The 18558-nt window shown below is 52.0% G+C and carries 14 protein-coding genes and 1 riboswitch; of the genes, 8 read left to right on the top strand and 6 right to left on the bottom strand.

What is annotated here, in order from left to right; translation table 11 throughout:
• Positions 1-1317 (bottom strand): Na+/H+ antiporter NhaA, encoded by a 1317-nt coding sequence (nhaA, locus tag BN4609_RS13180; protein ID WP_068857282.1) that lies wholly within the window; start codon positions 1315-1317, stop codon positions 1-3.
• A gap of 683 nt (positions 1318-2000) precedes the next feature.
• Here nhaA and BN4609_RS13185 point away from each other — a divergent pair.
• A complete protein-coding gene (locus tag BN4609_RS13185) occupies positions 2001-3647 on the top strand; it encodes a fumarate hydratase (RefSeq protein WP_021992409.1) in 1647 nt (548 codons plus the stop codon).
• A 91-nt stretch (positions 3648-3738) separates the two neighbouring features.
• Positions 3739-4383, top strand: a complete 645-nt coding sequence (locus tag BN4609_RS13190) for a SagB/ThcOx family dehydrogenase (RefSeq protein ID WP_068857094.1) — start codon at positions 3739-3741, stop codon at positions 4381-4383.
• Between the two features lie 139 nt (positions 4384-4522).
• Here the strand turns inward: BN4609_RS13190 and BN4609_RS13195 are convergent, their stop codons facing one another.
• The 4 genes from BN4609_RS13195 to BN4609_RS13210 form a co-directional block, all read right to left on the bottom strand.
• Complete coding sequence (locus BN4609_RS13195; RefSeq protein ID WP_068857095.1) at positions 4523-4960, bottom strand: PepSY-like domain-containing protein; 438 nt, start codon at positions 4958-4960, stop codon at positions 4523-4525.
• Positions 4961-4976: 16 nt separating this feature from the next.
• The gene (locus BN4609_RS13200; RefSeq protein WP_068857096.1) at positions 4977-5414 is read right to left on the bottom strand and encodes a PepSY-like domain-containing protein; all 438 of its coding nucleotides are present in this window, start codon (positions 5412-5414) and stop codon (positions 4977-4979) included.
• Positions 5415-5666: 252 nt separating this feature from the next.
• Positions 5667-6947, bottom strand: a complete 1281-nt coding sequence (locus tag BN4609_RS13205) for a sensor histidine kinase (protein WP_068857097.1) — start codon at positions 6945-6947, stop codon at positions 5667-5669.
• A complete protein-coding gene (locus BN4609_RS13210) occupies positions 6944-7621 on the bottom strand; it encodes a response regulator transcription factor (protein ID WP_021992414.1) in 678 nt (225 codons plus the stop codon). Before BN4609_RS13210 ends, BN4609_RS13205 begins: the two co-directional genes overlap by 4 nt.
• Before the next feature lie 1142 nt (positions 7622-8763).
• On the opposite strand from BN4609_RS13210, the gene BN4609_RS13220 reads away from it, so the two are divergent.
• From BN4609_RS13220 to BN4609_RS13245, 6 genes are all read left to right on the top strand, one after another.
• A complete protein-coding gene (locus tag BN4609_RS13220) occupies positions 8764-9378 on the top strand; it encodes a hypothetical protein (RefSeq protein ID WP_021992508.1) in 615 nt (204 codons plus the stop codon).
• A gap of 45 nt (positions 9379-9423) precedes the next feature.
• Positions 9424-10005 carry a DUF805 domain-containing protein gene (locus BN4609_RS13225; RefSeq protein WP_068857100.1) on the top strand — a complete coding sequence of 194 codons (582 nt, stop codon included), beginning with the start codon at positions 9424-9426 and terminating at the stop codon, positions 10003-10005.
• A 134-nt stretch (positions 10006-10139) separates the two neighbouring features.
• Positions 10140-10234, top strand: a riboswitch (TPP riboswitch).
• 39 nt (positions 10235-10273) lie between these two features.
• Positions 10274-12583, top strand: coding sequence for a TonB-dependent receptor (locus tag BN4609_RS13230; RefSeq protein WP_068857101.1), 2310 nt, complete (start codon positions 10274-10276; stop codon positions 12581-12583).
• A gap of 11 nt (positions 12584-12594) precedes the next feature.
• Positions 12595-13209, top strand: coding sequence for a nicotinamide riboside transporter PnuC (pnuC, locus tag BN4609_RS13235; RefSeq protein ID WP_068857102.1), 615 nt, complete (start codon positions 12595-12597; stop codon positions 13207-13209).
• A gap of 97 nt (positions 13210-13306) precedes the next feature.
• Complete coding sequence (locus tag BN4609_RS13240) at positions 13307-13999, top strand: thiamine diphosphokinase (RefSeq protein ID WP_068857103.1); 693 nt, start codon at positions 13307-13309, stop codon at positions 13997-13999.
• Positions 14000-14071: 72 nt separating this feature from the next.
• Entirely contained in the window at positions 14072-16102 is a 2031-nt protein-coding gene (locus BN4609_RS13245) for a TonB-dependent receptor (protein ID WP_068857104.1), read from the top strand.
• Positions 16103-16355: 253 nt separating this feature from the next.
• On the opposite strand, the gene dnaA is transcribed toward BN4609_RS13245, so the two are convergent.
• The gene (dnaA, locus tag BN4609_RS13250) at positions 16356-17747 is read right to left on the bottom strand and encodes a chromosomal replication initiator protein DnaA (protein WP_068857105.1); all 1392 of its coding nucleotides are present in this window, start codon (positions 17745-17747) and stop codon (positions 16356-16358) included.
• Positions 17748-18558: the final 811 nt, after the last annotated feature.

Here is an 18558-nt window from a genome sequence, read left to right on the forward strand (position 1 = left end):
CTACTTCCTCAACAGCACATAGCCTACCACTCCGCCGACAATAGAAGCTGCGAAAATGCCAAGTTTAGCCTGTATGAGATAAGCCTCGTCTACAAAAGCGAGAGTGGATATGAACATAGACATTGTGAAGCCGATAGACGCAAGAAAGCCCACACCGAAAAGCCTTCTGACGGTCACCGAAGACGGCATGCGTGCTATTCCAAGACGTGTCAGCAGCAATACGGAGGCTGATATGCCCAACGGTTTTCCTATAAGCAGACCGAGCATCACTCCCACCGCCACATTGTCTGAAAACACATCAGCCGGATTTATACCCTCAAACGATATGCCTGCGTTGGCAAGTGCGAATACAGGCATTATGACAAAAGACACCAGCGGATGCAGAGAATGCTCAAGACGCTGCAACGGTGGGATGGCGTCACGTGAATCACCGATCATCCGTCCTATTATCTCCACCTGCTCAGGCTCGAGGGTTGACACACTGTTGGGTTCAGCATTGCGGAAGCGTTTTATGAGTTTCTCAGCCCTTGCCATATAGGCAGGCTCACTTATACGGGCGTCGGCAGGTATCATAAAAGCCGCGAGCACAGCTGCGATGGTTGCATGTATGCCCGACATAAGAAAGGCTGTCCACACTCCGCAAATGCCTACGACACCGTAAAATATGACGTTCTTCACTCCCAGTCTGTTGGCAACATACATCACCATAAGGAACGCCACACCCACACCGATGCTGAGCAGGGATATGTCCGAAGTATAGAAAAACGCTATCACGAGCACCGCGCCGAGGTCGTCTACAATGGCAAGAGTGGTAAGAAAAACCTTTATCGACAGCGGAACACGGTCGCCAAGCACATAAAGTATGGCAAGCGAAAACGCGATGTCCGTAGCCATAGGTATCCCCCACCCTCCCGACACGTCACCGTGAGGATTGAACAGATAATAGATGAGTGCCGGCACAATCATCCCGAACACCGCCGCCCCTATCGGAAGTATCGTGTTGCGCACATCGGCAAGTTCCCCTCCGATAAACTCTCGTTTAAGTTCCAGACCTACAACAAAGAAAAACATCGACATCAGACCGTCGTTTATCCAATGGTGCAAATCGAAATTGAAATAACCGGCACCGTTGAACAGAAAGCCGAACTCCTGCTCAAAGAAGTGAAAATAACTGTCGCTCAACGGAGAGTTAGCCAATACAAGCGCAATGACAATGCTTATGCCGAGCACTATGCCGCCCGATTTCTCCTGATTCATAAAATGTTGCAACGGCATGATAAGCCTGTAACTTAATTTCTCCTGATAATTTCTCATCATATCGTTTTTTGTGTTTTCCGCCACGTACTCTGTCATAATAAAATGCAGAATTACTGTATGGCTGCGTTATCCATGCGCACAAAATTAAGTAAAAAGTTTCATTTCCACAACCCATTTACCCACAGCGTGCTACGGAATACATATTTAATAATGGTCGGTCGCGGCGCGCTAAACATTTATTTGTTTATATTTCAGAATATTCAGAAAAATGTATGACAGCTATAAAGCATCCATCCGGAATGTCCTGACCGCGTTTCAGCCGGACCCATCCCGGTAAAAGCATAAAAGTTTCCGCACGGTGTAGGCATAAAAACATAGTGAAACGTGAATGTTAATTTATGACTGACAGACAACAGTATGTGCCTCGCCTCTCTTATAATTCACTGTCTCCGACATACCGTTACGGCTTATTTGTCTGCAAGACACAACCGTCCTGCCGTATCGCAGCCATGATATGAAAACATGATAAAAACGGTAGTGAGAAAAAAACGAAACCCGTCTTAATAAAGCGGAAATAAAGAACCGCGTTTCAAAAAAAAATCCTAACTTTGCAATCAGCGTTCCGGCTTCCACCCGTAAGCGGAAAGCCACTGTCCGGAAACCGCACGGAGAACTTTCCTGACGGTTTCACACACACTGCATAAAAGACAACAAGACAATACTTATTACATAAAACAGACATTATGGCAACAACACCAGAATTCAAGTACGCGCCCATGTTCCAGATGGGCAAGGACGACACTGAATACTATCTTCTTTCAAAAGAAGGTGTGAGTGTCGGTGAATTTGAGGGCAACAAAATCCTCAAGGTTAGTCCGGAAGCACTGACCATGCTTGCAAACCAGGCTTTCCGCGACGTCAACTTCCTGTTGCGCCGCTCACACAACGAACAGGTTGCTAAAATACTGAGCGACCCCGAGGCAAGCGACAACGACAAATATGTGGCTCTGACATTCCTCCGCAACGCCGAGGTGGCATGCAAGGGAAAGCTTCCCTTCTGCCAGGACACGGGCACAGCCATAATCCATGGCGAGAAGGGACAGCACGTATGGACAGGCTTCTGCGACGAGGAAGCACTGTCGAAAGGTGTATACAAGACATACACCGAGGAAAACCTGCGCTACTCACAGAACGCTCCTCTCTCAATGTATGAGGAGATAAACACACGCTGCAACCTCCCCGCACAAATCGACATCGAGGCTACTGAGGGTTGCGAATACAAGTTCCTGTGTGTCGTAAAAGGCGGAGGCTCGGCAAACAAGACTTATTTCTATCAGGAGACAAAGGCACGCATACAGAACCCGGGCACTCTCGTACCGTTCCTCGTTGAGAAGATGAAGACCCTCGGAACGGCAGCCTGCCCTCCCTACCACATCGCATTCGTCATCGGCGGAACATCTGCCGAGAAGAATCTCCTCACCGTCAAGCTCGCCTCAACCCACTACTACGACAACCTGCCCACCACCGGTGACGAGACAGGACGCGCCTTCCGCGACGTGGAACTGGAGAAACAGCTCCTCGACGAAGCCCACAAAATCGGGCTGGGAGCGCAGTTCGGAGGAAAATATTTCGCACACGACATACGTGTGATACGCCTTCCGCGCCACGGAGCGTCATGCCCGATAGGTCTCGGAGTGAGCTGTTCAGCCGACCGCAACATAAAGGCAAAGATAAACGAGGACGGAATATGGATTGAGAAACTGGACGACAATCCCGGCGAACTCATACCCGAAGAGCTGCGCAAGGCAGGAGAAGGCAACGCCGTGAAGATAGACCTCAACCGTCCGATGAGCGAAGTGTGCAAGGAACTGAGCAAGTATCCGGTATCCACACGCCTCAGCCTCAACGGCACAATCATCGTTGCACGCGACATAGCACACGCCAAGCTGAAGGCTCGTCTGGACGCAGGAGAAGACCTGCCGCAGTATTTCAAGGACCATCCCGTGCTCTACGCAGGTCCTGCCAAGACTCCGGAGGGAATGCCGTGCGGCTCGATGGGACCGACAACGGCAAACCGCATGGATCCATATGTTGACGAGTTCCAGGACCACGGAGGCTCGATGGTGATGATAGCAAAGGGCAACCGCACACAGGTTGTCACCGACGCATGCAAGAAGCACGGCGGATTCTATCTGGGAAGCATCGGCGGACCGGCTGCCGTTCTGTCAATGAACAGCATCAAGAGCATCGAGTGCGTGGAATATCCCGAACTCGGAATGGAAGCCGTATGGAAGATACACGTTGAGGACTTCCCCGCTTTCATCCTTGTGGACGACAAAGGCAACGACTTCTTCAAGCAACTGAAGCCGTGGACTCCAAGCTGTAAATAAACTACAGAGACATACATCGCGACGGATGGTCACGGCATGGGCGCATCATGCTGTACCATCCGTTTTTTATCAACACTAAAACAACCGCAACATGAGAAAGATGATTTTTGCCGCCATGATGGCAGTATTGTCATCATGCGCAACCGCACAAAGCGACAAGGACATAACGCTTCTGCCGCCAGACACAGACAAGGGGGCAAGCATAATGAAATCGCTCGCACAGAGACAGTCGCACCGTGAGTGTGCCGACAAAGACCTGAGCAAGGAGGACCTGTCCAACCTTCTATGGGCTGCCAACGGCATAAACCGCACCGCGGACAACAAGCGCACGGCTCCGTCGGCACTCAACCGTCAGGACATCGACGTGTATGTGATAAGCCGGAAAGGCGCATACAAATATGTAGCCGCCGAGAACCGGCTGCAACTCATCACCGAAGGCGACCACCGCGGCGCGGTTGCGGGAGGTCAGGACTTCGTCAAAGGTTTCCCCGTGTCGCTCGTGCTCGTGTCCGAACTGTCGAGACTGGGCGACGCTAAGAACGAACGCACACGCATGACAGCCGCCATGGACGCCGGTTATGTGTCGCAGAACATATGCCTGTTCTGTGCAGGCAACGGACTCGTCACGGTGCCGAGGGCTACCATGGACACCGCCGCGCTGAAGAAGATACTGCGGCTCGGCGACACGGCCCTGCCGCTTCTCAACAATCCTGTGGGCTATCCCAAAGGCAGATGAGCGCACACACATATACGCACCCGACGCACAATGCAGAGCGAAGTAAGGCATGCATGAATTGTGGAATATACAAAAGAGGTTGCAGACCACATCCGGCTGCAACCTCCTTTCATTATGTCTTGTCAGCAGAAAACGGTTTTCACCCCAGCAAAGTGCCGTCTTCCTTTATGAGAAGCCTCACATCCGGCTTGCCATGTCTCTCCAGTTCGATGCTGAAATAGTTCACCGAAGGCGTCTCCACCCAGTCCACATCATCTATCGTGTAACCGGCATACTCTGTTTCGATAAGACTGCGCACCGCATCCGGCAGCGTGCCTCTGAAGTCGGTCTCGGTGCCTATCCACATGCCGTCGGTCTCAAACCACGCCTCCGTCTCCTGCCCGTTCACAACGAACTCAGCCTTTATCCTGCCGCGTTCTTTTTCCCAATGGGCTATCGTATCAGGATATTTTGCCTTGAAAGTCTCCATAACCTTCACCGGAACATCATCCGCCGTGAATCTGTCATCGTCGTCGCTGCAGGCTGTGGTCACGAATGCCGCGACCATCAAAGCCACAACATAGAGTCTCCATTTCATAATATCAGTCTTCCGTTTAATTGTCTATGTCAGTCACCTGGAACTTCTTGTTGAACGTGATTTCCAATCCTGTGCTAAGCTTCACGTCATACTCGCTGCGGTCTCTCTCCATCTCTATGACCTTTGCAGACGGATAATTCTCGTTCACATACTTTTTTATAGCCTGCGGGATGAGCCTTACCGGAACCTGCGAGTATTTGCATTTCAGTTCTGTCCAGTTGCCTTTGCCGTCGAACTCCACCTTGTCGCCGTTGGTGAATATGATGTCATAGCTTGTGTCGAAGAGTCCCGACTCCATCTTCGCCAGCGCAACCTTCATCTTGCCGAAGTCCTTTTTCAGAATCTGCTGAGCCGTCTGGGGAAGCTGCGACACCTCTATAGGCTTGTCGTTTGAAGCCACTGCGTTTACACTCACTACAAACAGGCAGAGCAATGCTGCGATGCCGACTTTCATAAATCTTTTCATATTCATTTCTTTTTAAGGGTTATTACTTCGTCTGTTGTCCTCTCTACGGGTCAGAAACCGTATTGCCGCATTGTCTGACGACCGCTTCATGCCGTTCTGACTTCCGTACCGCAAAGTTGGGAAGTGAATCTGAAATGAATCTGAAATAACGGGACTTTGCCCCATGATTAACTTTTATTAAGAATAATAGTCTGCCCCTTCCGCCGCCGTCACCGCATCAAGGCATCTCCGGACAGGTGCTCATCCGCGCCTGTCTGTCACCTCGAACCTATGCATACCGTTCTCGTAACGGTAGTCTATGCCGAAGGAGTAAAGCCCGCACACGGCACTCACCAGCGACAGACCGATGCCCGTGGAGCTTTTCATGCCCCTCGTGTGATAGAAACGGGTGAATATCTTTGTCCTGTCAAGGGCTCCGCCGCTGCCTGTGTTTGCCACCGTCATGCCATGGCTGTTTATGCTCACCTCCACACGTCCGCCGTCCACGTTGTGCACAAAGGCGTTTTTCAGCAGATTGCCCACAAGCACCGATGCGAGCATGGGGTTCATCCTCACATGCCAGTGCGCCTCTCTCACGACGCTCACCTCAATGTTGCGCGTCTTCAGCACACTTCCGTAGTCGCCCATGAGCTGCTCCGCAAGCGTGTCCATATCCACCTCCTCCACATCAGTGAACTGTCCGTTCTCAATCTTGCAGAGCAGAAGGAGCGACTTGTTGAGCCTCGACAGCTGACCGAGAGTGCCGAGCGTCTTCACCAGCTCGCCCATCTGCTGCTCGGTGAGGTTGCCGTCGTCGAGCAGCATCTCAATGCGGTTCTGACACACGGCGAGCGGAGTCTGCATCTCGTGAGAGGCGTTGCCTATGAACATTTTCTGCTGTTCGTACTGTTGTTCGCTGCGTTTCATGGAGCGCACCACAGCCTCGTTCAGCTTTCTGAACTCCGTAACGTAAGTCGGATTGTCCAGTCTGCGGTTCTCACGACCCAGCCGGTAGTCGTCCACCCACTTCAGCAGCACAGCCAGCGGACGCATGCTGCGCTTCACGGCAACAAGGTTGAGCACCACGAAACCGAGCAGAATGGCTACGTAAAGGAACAGAAGCCAGTAGAATATGGCTTCCTTCAGGTCAGCCTTGTCTATTGTCGGGACCGACACCTCCACCTCGAAGAAGCGTCCGCCGTCACCGGTATATATATAGGTGATGACCCGCGCGGGCTCAAACTCGCGCTTTTCCCTGATATAAACCGTGCGGTCCTCATAGCGCACGTGCTGATGGCTGCCGGCATACTCAGCCGACACCTCGCGCAGGTAATACTGGTTGTTGGAGCCGCTTGAGGCGGTGGGAAGCGGTTCTCCGGCAAGAGCGCGGCGTATGACGAGCTCGGCGTAGTCCTCCAGAGAGTCGTCCACCTCATCGTTTATCTCGTCTATGATGGCAAAATAGAAGAACACCGACCAGAAGCCCAGCACCACGGCGGCTATCAGCGAGAGGCGAAGCGATATGTAGTTTATAAGTCTCATATCTCCACAAGCTTATAACCGAAACCGTAGACTGTCTTTATCTCCAAGCCCGCACCGGCTGCCCTGAGACGCTTGCGCAGGTTCTTCATCTGGGCATATACAAAGTCGAAGTTGTCTGCCACGTCGATATAGTCGCCCCACACTGCTTCCGCGAGCATCTGCTTCTCTATGAGTCTGCCGGGGCGGTTCATGAAGTAGGTCAGTATGTCATACTCTTTTCTGCCCAGCTCCATGGGCTTTCCGTCCACCTCCACAATGAAACTGTCGGTGTGCACACACACGTTTGCCATCCTCATGACGTTATCCCCGTCGTTGCGGCTGCGCCTCATGACGCTTTTCAGGCGCGCGTGCAGTTCTGCGAGATGAAACGGCTTGGCAAGATAGTCGTCGGCTCCGAGGTCAAGACCCGTAACCTTGTCCTCTATCGAATCCTTGGCGGAGAGTATTATGACGTTGCACTTCCGTCCCCGCGCAGACATCTCGCGCAGGATGTCAAGACCGCTGCCGTCAGGCAACATTATGTCGAGCAGCAGGCAGTCATACTCATACACGAACACCTTCATGCGTGCCGTGGCACAGTCGGCGGCAGTCTCCACCACATAACGCTCTTTCTCCAGCGACCTCACGATTATCTCGCGAAGGTCAGCGTCGTCCTCTATCACAAGCAGTTTCATTCTGTATGTCCTCTTTATTTTTACTATTTGCAAATAGTATTTATGTTTCCACAAAGATAATGCAAACGAGTGGAAAGAGAGCTTGCTCTTACTTTCCCGAGTGCAGCTTATCTTATACAAAGATAACGCAAGGCGAGAGCAGCAGCAAGACGGGAAAACTTCGTTTTACCGGACTTGATATTGCCGAGCCGAGGCTTATCTTTTACAAAGATAATGCAAACGAGTGGAAAGAGAGCTTGCTCTTACTTTCCCGAGTGCAGCTTATCTTATACAAAGATAATGCAAACGAGTGGAAAGAGAGCTTGCTCTTACTTTCCCGAGTGCAGCTTATCTTATACAAAGATAACGCAAGGCGAGAGCAGCAGCAAGACGGGAAAACTTCGTTTTACCGGACTTGATATTGCCGAGCCGAAGCTTATCTTATACAAAGATAGCCCAAACCCTCGTATTGTCAGCGTGCCAGACTCTGAAAACATCCGTCGGACGCTATTTTTTTAACTTGCATTAATGAAAACCCGACTCAAAATTAACAATTCCGGAACACACCGGAAATATTCCCAAAACGCCGTTTTTGCACTTCGGCACACCCCTCCGGTGTGTCTTCCATGCATCCGAAAAGGCTTCTGAATTGCCAAAGAGGCTTTATCGCACTGCCGGAAAGCCGCTCCTGATGCATGAAAGAGGCTTTACCGGAAACCCGAAAGCACCGTTTCGCAATGCCGGAAAGCCTCTTCCACATCATCGACATTACCATATCCATAAGCTATAACAACACAACCGGCTGACACACAAGCAATTATCAAAGTCACGAAAAATCGTCTTTTTCACGCCATAATCGCACATAAAGAAAACTCCGGGCATTTTCCGGCATTTTGAAATGTGTTTTTTTAACACTTGCCTGCGCAGTATTATTACAACATCACTCTCTTTTTCAAGGTTCGTATAAGTCACAATTAGAGTCATGAGGCGTATTTTTACGGCTCTTATATGTTAAATTATATTGGCAGAATATACAGTTTGTATGCTTTTTTCTTACCTTTGTAATAAGAAGAGACATAAACAGTCTGCAAGCTGCGGGGATACCTGCGGCAAATACGAATGGCACATACTACTGAACCACAAGCATAAAGGGAGGAAATGATATGAAACGTACAATGACATTGTTGCTATGCCTCGCGCTCACATTGACGGCGGCGGCACAGACGCAGATACCGCCTGCCGGAACTGATACGCTGAAACATCTCGAGTTTATGGAGACACCAATAACAGGCACGCTCAACTCTTTTGTGAACAAGATGATAAAAAAAGGCCTCACCTTCTCTAAGGTGACAGAAGAGGGGGTTGCCATTTTCAAAGGCGACTTCGGAGGATACAAGGATTGCGAGATATATGTCTATTCTGTCAACATGGGCAAAAGGGTGACAAGCGTAGCCGTGTCGCTGCCGTTCAGAGACACATGGCCGGAACTGTCGGGCGACTATGAGGACATGAAAAAACTGCTCACCAAAAAGATGGGACAGCCATACGCGTCGATAGAGGTGTTCGAAAATCCGGTGCCATACGACAACCGCATGCTATACGTCACTACCGACCGGTGCGATTACAAGACCACATGGAGAAGAGATCACGGCGTGATTGCGGTCGCAATAAACAACGCCGAGTACGACCATAAGGACTACAGCAACGTGAGAATAATATTCATGGACTTCCCCGACATGGGCAAACTGCCCGACCAGTCGCTCATCGGGATAAACTGACACACGCCGCCTGACAACGCGCAAAGCATGCTTACAACACATCATATGCAACAGAACAGATTCATCCCGTCACTCGAGTTCACCGACGCTCTGGGCGAGTCGATGAGCAAGCCGATGCAGTTCAGTGGACGTTCGCGCCGCTCCGAATACTGGTGGACAATGTTGGCAATCAGCGTTGTGGAGTCGTTCGCGGTTCCGTTCGTATTCTTCTTCATTCCCACGCGCTTCATCGTAACACCCATAATATTCTTGCTGTTTGAGTTCTCTAAGGTTCCGCTCACCTTCAGACGGCTTCACGACACCGGCAGAAGCGGCTGGTGGTACGGCACATTCCTGCTGCTGCCCGTGTTGTTCCTGATGCTTATATTGTTTCAGTCATGCTATTCCTGTGTGGCTGATGCCGTATACGGTGCGGCAGGCTCCATGCACGCGCACGACAGTCTGCATTCAAGCCTGAGGAACGGAAGTGTCTTCATTACTGTCACAGTCGGGATTTTACTTTTCTACATTGTCGCTCCCGTCTACACAATAGTACTTCTGGTAATGTTATGTCAGGACAGCCAGCCGTTCTGCAACAGGTATGGTCCGTCTCCGAAATACATAGAACAGGAAGAGATGCGTCAGTGACAGCCGTCAGTATCGTCCCCTCCAGGCTTTCCGGTGACACAAGACAGCGGTGCCTACGTTTCTTGTCCGACGAAAAAAACGGTTTTTCTTTGCCGTTAAGATTATTTACATTAACTTTGCGTCCGACTTACAGAGAGTAAGTTAAGGGGTGCCGGATATTTCCGGCTGAGATTAAACCCTCTGACCAGATCCGGTTAGTACCGGCGTTGGAATAAGACAACACATGAAAAGCACCCCTTTTTGTGTATTTTTAAAATCATACTATTTAATGGAAAAAACAGTTTTACTGATTGCCGCACTCGCTTGTGCCGCAACAATAAACGCATCCTCGCCGACAGGCGAACGGCTCGACACACTGAGGACATACGAACTTCAGAACGTGCAGGTGGTGTCTACACGTGCCGGGGAAAAGACTCCCGTGGCTCACTCTGACATGGGTAAAGAGCAGATAAGGATACTTAACAAGGGGAAGGACATGCCGTGGATACTCAATTTCACTCCCTCCGTCACCACATCATCTGATGCGGGAACGGGCATCGGATACACCGCCATACATGTACGCGGCACCGATCCCACGCGCATAAACATAACCGCGAACGGCATACCTGTGAACGATGCGGAGAGCAGCCAGCTCTATTGGGTCAACATGGCTGACTTCGCCTCCAACCTCGAATCAATACAGATACAGCGCGGCGTGGGCACTTCCACCAACGGCGCGGGCGCGTTCGGGGCTACCGTCAACATGCAGACGGAGAACATCAGCGGCAAGGCGTACGGACGGCTCGACCTTTCCGGAGGATCATACGGCACACACAAGGAGACGCTCAGCTTCTCCACCGGACTGCTCGGAGGGCACTGGGGCTTTCAGGGACGACTGTCACACATAGGCAGCGACGGCTTCATTGACAGGGCGTCGTCAAGACTCAACTCCTACTTCATGCAAGGCGGATACTTCGCCGACAACACTGTGGTGAAGCTCATCACATTCAACGGCACTGAAAAGACATACATGGCATGGGACTATGCGTCAAAAGCCGACATGGAGAAGTATGGCAGAAGCTACAACCCGAGCGGCATGTACACCGACAAGGACGGCAACACGGCTTTCTATAAAAACCAGACCGACAACTATCATCAGCAGAACTACCAGCTTCTGTGGAACCAGAGATGGTCACCGGAATGGAACACCAACGTCGCACTGCACTACACACGGGGTGACGGATACTACGAGCAGATGAAGGAAGACCAGAAACTATACAAGTATCTAATGACCGAAGCGTCAGACCTGAGGGCAAATATCGTGAGACAGAAAAAGATGCTCAACGACTTCTACGGATTCATTGCCTCAGCCAACTACAACAACCACAACGGTCTGTCTGCCGTCATCGGAGGCGGATGGAACAGGTATGACGGTGACCACTTCGGCAAAGTGCTGTGGGCAGGAAGTCCCTACATATGGACGGAGGACGACAGGAAGGAGTATCATGACGGCGGAGTGATACTCAGTCCCGACCACGAATACTACCGCAACAACGCCGTAAAGACCGACGGAAACATATACGGAAAGGTAATCTACGAGTTCGTTCCGGGACTGAGCGCATACGCCGACATGCAGTACAGACACATAAGCTACACCATGGACGGCACGTCGCAGGAGTTCGACGACAGCCATAAGCAGAGACCGCTCGTGCTCGACCGCGACTACAGTTTCTTCAATCCTAAGTTCGGACTTGTGTATGACATCACCCCCGGACACACCGTATACGCCTCTTACGCCATCGCCCACAAAGAGCCTACACGCAACGATTTTGAGGACATGATGGCTGAGACGGATGCCGTGGACACTAAAGCCGAGCGGCTGAACGACCTTGAGGTGGGTTACAGATACACCTCCGCGATATTCAACGCAGGCGTCAACTTCTACTATATGGACTACGACAACCAGTTCGTTCTCACCGGAGCGCAGGACTCAAACGGCGAGATGGTGGCGCGAAACATAAAGGACAGCTACCGCATGGGCGTCGAGCTGACAGCCGGACTGCGTCCTTTCAAGGGCTTCGCATGGGACATCAACGCCGCACTGAGCAGGAACCGGGCAAAGAACATGAGCGTAACGGTGATAAACGAAGACTGGAGCCAGTCATACGCTAACGTAGGAACGACAAAGCTCGCATACTCTCCCGATGTCATCATCAACAACATATTCGCCTACGAATACAAGGGACTGCGCGCGTCGCTCATGAGCAAATACGTAAGCGAACAGAACATGACGAACTCCGGTTTTAAGAAGTATCTGAACCGGGACGGCAAGACATACACCTCCGCAGTAATCGACGCGATGTTCGTAAGCGACCTCGACCTGTCCTATACGTTCAATGTCAAAGGGCTGAAAAGCGCGACCGTGGGCGTGACAGTGTACAATCTGTTCAACGAGGAGTATGAGAACAACGGAAGCTGTTCGATGAACTTCAGGAACGAAAAGGGAAAGATAGTGGCGTACGACGGTGGTTGGGCATGGTCGACATACTCCGCCCAGGCTCCCGTTCACTTCCTCGCGCATCTTTCCGTCACATTCTAAGCAACACGAAAATGAACAGTATAATGGACTGCATAGCCGACAACCGGCTCATGATGCTTGACATCCTGAGCACGGTTGTAGGCATTGTGTACATCGTTCTGGAGTATAGGGCGAGCATATGGCTGTGGTTTGCGAGCATCATAATGCCTCTCATAGACATCGTGCTCTATCTTGAGGCGGGACTGTACGCCGACTTCGGCATGGCTATATACTACGCCGTGGCGGCTGTATATGGCTTCATCGTGTGGAGATACGGCAGGAAACGCGGACAGAAAACGGCAGGAGAGATGCCCGTAACACACTACAGGCGGAAGCTGATAATACCCTCCGCCGCCGTTTTCGCGCTGGCATGGATTGGCATCTACGGCATTCTCGTAAGATTCACAGACAGTGACGTGCCGCTGACAGACAGCTTTGTGAACGCTCTGAGCATCATCGGGCTGTGGGCGCTTGCACGCAAATATGTGGAGCAATGGCTCATATGGATTGTCGTAGACGTGGTGTGCAGCGTGCTCTATGCGTACAAGGGCATCCCGTTCAAAGCCATGCTGTACGGAGCTTATGCCGTCATTGCGGTGTTCGGATACGTCAGATGGAAGAGGATGATGACCGCGCCAGAGGCTTGAACAGGCTCTTTCTCCGCGCCATACTGACGGAGACGGCAAGCCGTAGAGCCACTCCTGATATGAAGAATGACTGTCAAACAACAAAAGAACACAAGACATGAACTATCCGCTCATTGACGGACGGTCGGCATTCGATGCCGTGATATTGTGCGACGGAGACTTTCCCGTCCACCGCATACCGCTTTCCGTGCTGCGCGCAAGCACTTTTCTGTGCTGCTGCGACAACGCCGGGATGACAGCGTTGAGCCATGGTCTGACACCCGACGCCATTGTCGGGGACGGCGACTCAATGCCCTCCGGTTTCATAGAAAGCCACCGCGACATCATACACATCATAGAAGAACAGGACGACAACGACCAGACAAAGGCGACCCGCTACTGCATCGGCAAGGGATTCCGGCACATTGCGTACCTCGGCTCTACCGGAAAGCGTGAGGACCACACGCTCGGCAACATATCGCTCATGGCAAGATACATGCGTGACTTCGGCGTCATGCCTGTCATGATAACCGACAACGGATACTTCATACCGGCAAAAGGCGTGAATACCTTCGCCACATTCAGACGCCAGCAGGTGAGCATCTTCAACCTGTCATGCTCCCGTCTGACCGGTGAAGGACTGAAATGGCAGCCCTACGCATACACCGCCATGTGGCAGGGAACGCTCAACGAGGCTGTCGGAAGCAGCATAACGCTTGACGGAGACGGCGACTACATGGTGTATCTCACCCACGACGGCAAGAAGACAGAGCCTACACACACAGCTGGAAGAAGCTTTCCTACAGGTTGACGGAGACGGTGCTCCGTTGCCGTTTCAAGGATTTTTTATTACCTTTACACCGTTTTTTTAATATCAACATTTATGTACAGACCAATTTTCAACACGCGCACAGCTCTTATCTTCACGCATTTCACGCGCAAGAGCTACGCCTTGTTCAATTGTCTGGGTAAGGAAGTGCTCATCGGAACACTTAGCGTCGCAACGCTGACTCATGCCAAAGCGGACGGCATAGCCAAGCGCGGCGTTATCGAGAAAGACTCACTCAGACAAAAGGAGGTGAAGCTCGGCGAGGTTGTTGTGAACGGAGCGTGGGCTCCGCTGGCTGAACAGAAGCCGGCAATGATTGTCTCTGTCACGACAGCCGACGACATTCAACGGGCTGCGGCAGAAAGTATCAACGATGTATTAAAATCAGCCACGGGCGTGGATGTCCGTCAGCGCGGTGGCTTTGGAGTTCAGACGGACATCTCGATAAACGGCGGCACATTCGACCAGACGGTCATCCTGCTCAACGGCATCAACATCTCCAACCCGCAGACCGGGCACAACGCCGCCGACTTTCCCGTTTCTTTATCAGACATACAGCGTATTGAGGTGCTCGAGGGGGCATCGGCTCGCGTGTTCGGCAACCCTGCGTTCAGCGGTGCCATAAACATCGTGACCAAAAGCAAGGAGCGCAGCAACGCCTTCGCGACAGTCGAAGGAGGCTCGTTCGGCACTGTAAGCGGCGAGGCGGGGGTTACCCTAAACAGCCGCACCACGAACAACCGGCTGGGCGGAGGCATAAGCCGCAGCGACGGAGGAACGAAGAACAGCGGATTCATAAAACGCAGACTGTTCTATCAGGGCAACCTCTCCACCCGCCATGCAGACATGATGTGGCAGACAGGAGTGACGTCGCAGGACTACGGGGCGTCGACGTTCTACAGCGCAAAGTTCGACAACCAGTATGAGGAGACGCGCCGATACATAGCCTCCGTAAACGCTGATATAAAGCCGTTAGGTGACAGGCGTTTTGTGTTAAGTCCTGCAATATACGGTCACAGAAGCTACGACCACTTCCAGCTGACACGTGGTAAGACCGGAGCAGACAACGGAGAGAACTATCACCGCATGGATGTCTACGGCGCGACCCTCAATGCAAGGTTGTCGTGGGCGGCTGGACAGACCACAGCCGGAGCCGGTATCAGAAGAGAACACATACTAAGCACCGCATACGGAGACCTGCTTGACGGAGACCGTCAGCACGGCATCAGCGGTTCAACACGCTCATACGACCATGAAGGCAAGCGCACATGCACCGACTTATTCATAGAACACTACATCAGCTTAGGCAGTTTCAGACTGTCGGCAGGAGTGACGGCAAACAGAAACACCGGGCTTGACAACAGCTTCAGACTGTATCCCGGGGTGGACGCGAGCTACAGACCGGACAAGCACTGGACAATATTCGCATCGTGGAACAAGGCTATGCGCATACCCACATACACCGAGCTGTATGCCAACAGCGCGGCGCAAAAGGGCAGCACCGCACTGAAACCGGAGAGAAACACCACCATGAAAGCCGGCGTGAGATACACCAGACCGGAATGGGAAGCCACGGCTTACGTGACGCGCAACCACGGACGGGAACTCATTGACTGGGTATACGAAAGCAAGGAAAGCACAAAATATGAGGCGATGAACATAGGCAAGGTGGACAACACCGGAGTGGCGTGCGACCTGACCGTGCGCCCCGACCTGCTGACAGGATGCCCGATATTCACCCAACTGAAAGTGGGCTATGGCTACATAAGCCAGAAACACACCTCCGAACGCGACATATACAGGTCGCTCTACGCCCTCGACTACCTGCGCCACAAGCTCAGCGTGCAGCTCGACCACCGCATATGGAGCAGGCTGACCGCACACTGGAGCATGAGATGGCAGCAGCGCATGAACGGCTATCATCCGTATGCCAAGCTCGACGCGAAGCTTTCGTGGACAGCAGAAAAATACGACATATACCTGAAAGCAGACAATATCACGAACCACAGATACTACGACATAGGCAGCGTATTGCAACCCGGGATATGGGTTATGGCAGGAGCGAAGGTGAAGATGGCACTTTAACGCACATTCATCATAACCACAAAGACAAAGGACAAAGACGTCATGACAGACTGTCTTTGTCCTTTTTTATATTTGATTACGTCCCGTGCGTTTTTTCATAGGTCGCATCATGCAGTGTCAGACATGCGGTGCCGCCATATGCGACATGGTTTCCCGCAAACATCAGGACACCTCATCCGGACATCATTCAGCCGGAGCCATGCCGCAAGAAGCACATTATAATAATGTAATACAATGGAAAAGGAAAGCCGCTTCAGCGTTTGAGCTTGAACGAAGCCTCTATGCTGCCCACGTCGTCGGCGAATGTCGGGTCAACCTTCATGCGCTGCTCCACCTGCGAACAGCTGTAAATCACGGTTGAATGGTCGCGTCCTCCGATGAGACGTCCTATTCGGCTGGAGGGCATCTTGGTGTATTTCTGCGCGAGATATACTGACACCTGCCTCGCCGTAACGATGTCGCGCTTGCGGCTGCGCCCCATTATCGCCGCCTGAGTCACGTCATAGTGCGAGCACACACTCTCGAGAATGTCGTCCACAGTAAGCGGTTCGTCGTCCACCTTTACCGCCCTTTTGATGACACGTTCAGCCAGACGCATGTTTATGTTGCAGTTGTACACCACGCTGTATGCCATGAGCGAGTTTATCACTCCGTGCAGGTCTCTCACGCTTCCGTTCGCAGTCTGCGCCACAAAGGCTATCACGTCGTCGGGGATGCTGAGTCCGTCGCGGCGTATCTTGTTCTTGAGTATGTCCACGCAAAGCTGCGCGTTGGGCTTCTCCAGCTCCGCTATGAGTCCGCACGAGAACCGTGTGAGCAGGCGGTCTGTCACCCCTTTGAGCTCCACAGGCGGTCTGTCGCTTGCCAGGATGATGCGTTTTCCGTTACGGAAAAGATGGTTGAAGATATGGAAAAACGTGTTCTGCGTGCCCTTCTTGTCCTCCCACTCCTGTATGTCGTCCACAATGAGGAGGTCGATGGTCTGATAGAAGTTTATGAAATCGTTTATCTTGTTCTGCAGAACAGCGTTGGTGTACTGCACCTCAAACAGTCTCGCGCTCACGCACAGCACCCTCTTCTGCGGATAGAGCTGAAGTGTGCGCACTCCGATGGCGTTGACGAGATGGGTCTTGCCGCATCCCGACGGTCCGTAAACGAAGAAAGGGTTGAACTGCATGTTGTGGGGATGCTCGGCGATGGACAGTCCCACCGAGCGCGGAAGCTTGTTGCTCTCACCCTCTATGTAGTTCTTGAAGGTGAGATGCATGTCGAGCTGGGGGTTGAGCTGCGGTGTCTTGGGCTGCCCCTGCCTGCCGGTCTCGCGCATCCTTGCGTCTGGCAGCGGTTTCTCAGGCATGTCGGAGGGTATCTCCGTGCCCTTTCTTCCGCTGTCGGTGACACGGTAGGTGAGTTTCACATCGTTGCAGAATACCTGTGTGAGCACGCGCGTGAGCAGCTCGACATGGTTCTGCTCGAGCACTTCATATACAAACCGGTCAACCTGCACCAGGACTGTCTTGGTGCCGGAATCGAACGATTTGAACACGATAGGCTCAAACCAGGCTTTATATTGTTGCTCCGTAACGCTTCCTCTGATGAGCGCAAGGCACTCGTCCCAAAGAGCATCAGGACTTGAATTCGTCATAAATAAAATGTTTACAGGTATCTTGCGATGTCGTATCTTTTGCTTATGCCATGCAAAATTAAGAAATAATTTGTAATATACAAATCGTTTCTTTCAATTTATATAATAAATATTTCAACCGTCTTACGGCTAAATTCGCACTCTGCCATATGCCCGCGAAAGTGCCGGAAACACGGTCAGACGACAGCGGGGAATGACGAACAAACACGCATATCAGTAGAACGTCAACCCGGAAATACCGGCGTTTTCACGCAAGGAAGAAAAGACGGGAGCAAATACGCGGATTTTGAGCGACACGCGGATGTGTCTGACATACAGCCACTTGCACGGATGCGGCAGACAGGACAGCCATTTCCGCCGTCCCGAAGAGGCTCTTTCGCAGTGCCGAAGAGCCTTTTTCACCCTGCGGGAAAGCACGTTTCATGCCACAAAAAAGCCTTTACAGCGATGCGGAAAAGCCTCTTCCGAACATCAAGAGGCGCACTCCGACGTTGCGGCATGCGCAAAACTGGCGTTTCGCAGGGGCATGACGGCATCGGGAGAAGCTGTTTCACGATTTTTAATTGTCAAAATTTTTTACTGCCGGAAAGCCATAAATATACATCCCTACATACATGGCTGATATGGCGAAGAGGCGGTGCGCTACGCAACCGGGGCTTTTCCTGACAGGGCGCGGACTCTGCCCCATCCTCTCCGCAGCGCAGGCTCACGGCAGTACTGACGCAGGGGAGCGCTGCGGGGAGCATGAATCAGAGCGACGCAAGAATGAGAGCGACAAAACAGATACAGCCCGGTGGCATATCCGCACATA

The organism is Leyella lascolaii (genome assembly GCF_900079775.1).
In the GTDB taxonomy this organism is placed as follows: Bacteria; Bacteroidota; Bacteroidia; order Bacteroidales; family Bacteroidaceae; genus Prevotella; species Prevotella lascolaii.

Coding starts and splice junctions, on each gene's coding strand:
- nhaA (WP_068857282.1), bottom strand. CDS start 1,317: ATGATGAGAAATTATCAGGAGAAATTAAGTTACAGGCTTATCATGCCG.
- BN4609_RS13185 (WP_021992409.1), top strand. CDS start 2,001: ATGGCAACAACACCAGAATTCAAGTACGCGCCCATGTTCCAGATGGGC.
- BN4609_RS13190 (WP_068857094.1), top strand. CDS start 3,739: ATGAGAAAGATGATTTTTGCCGCCATGATGGCAGTATTGTCATCATGC.
- BN4609_RS13195 (WP_068857095.1), bottom strand. CDS start 4,960: ATGAAATGGAGACTCTATGTTGTGGCTTTGATGGTCGCGGCATTCGTG.
- BN4609_RS13200 (WP_068857096.1), bottom strand. CDS start 5,414: ATGAAAGTCGGCATCGCAGCATTGCTCTGCCTGTTTGTAGTGAGTGTA.
- BN4609_RS13205 (WP_068857097.1), bottom strand. CDS start 6,947: ATGAGACTTATAAACTACATATCGCTTCGCCTCTCGCTGATAGCCGCC.
- BN4609_RS13210 (WP_021992414.1), bottom strand. CDS start 7,621: ATGAAACTGCTTGTGATAGAGGACGACGCTGACCTTCGCGAGATAATC.
- BN4609_RS13220 (WP_021992508.1), top strand. CDS start 8,764: ATGAAACGTACAATGACATTGTTGCTATGCCTCGCGCTCACATTGACG.
- BN4609_RS13225 (WP_068857100.1), top strand. CDS start 9,424: ATGCAACAGAACAGATTCATCCCGTCACTCGAGTTCACCGACGCTCTG.
- BN4609_RS13230 (WP_068857101.1), top strand. CDS start 10,274: ATGGAAAAAACAGTTTTACTGATTGCCGCACTCGCTTGTGCCGCAACA.
- pnuC (WP_068857102.1), top strand. CDS start 12,595: ATGAACAGTATAATGGACTGCATAGCCGACAACCGGCTCATGATGCTT.
- BN4609_RS13240 (WP_068857103.1), top strand. CDS start 13,307: ATGAACTATCCGCTCATTGACGGACGGTCGGCATTCGATGCCGTGATA.
- BN4609_RS13245 (WP_068857104.1), top strand. CDS start 14,072: ATGTACAGACCAATTTTCAACACGCGCACAGCTCTTATCTTCACGCAT.
- dnaA (WP_068857105.1), bottom strand. CDS start 17,747: ATGACGAATTCAAGTCCTGATGCTCTTTGGGACGAGTGCCTTGCGCTC.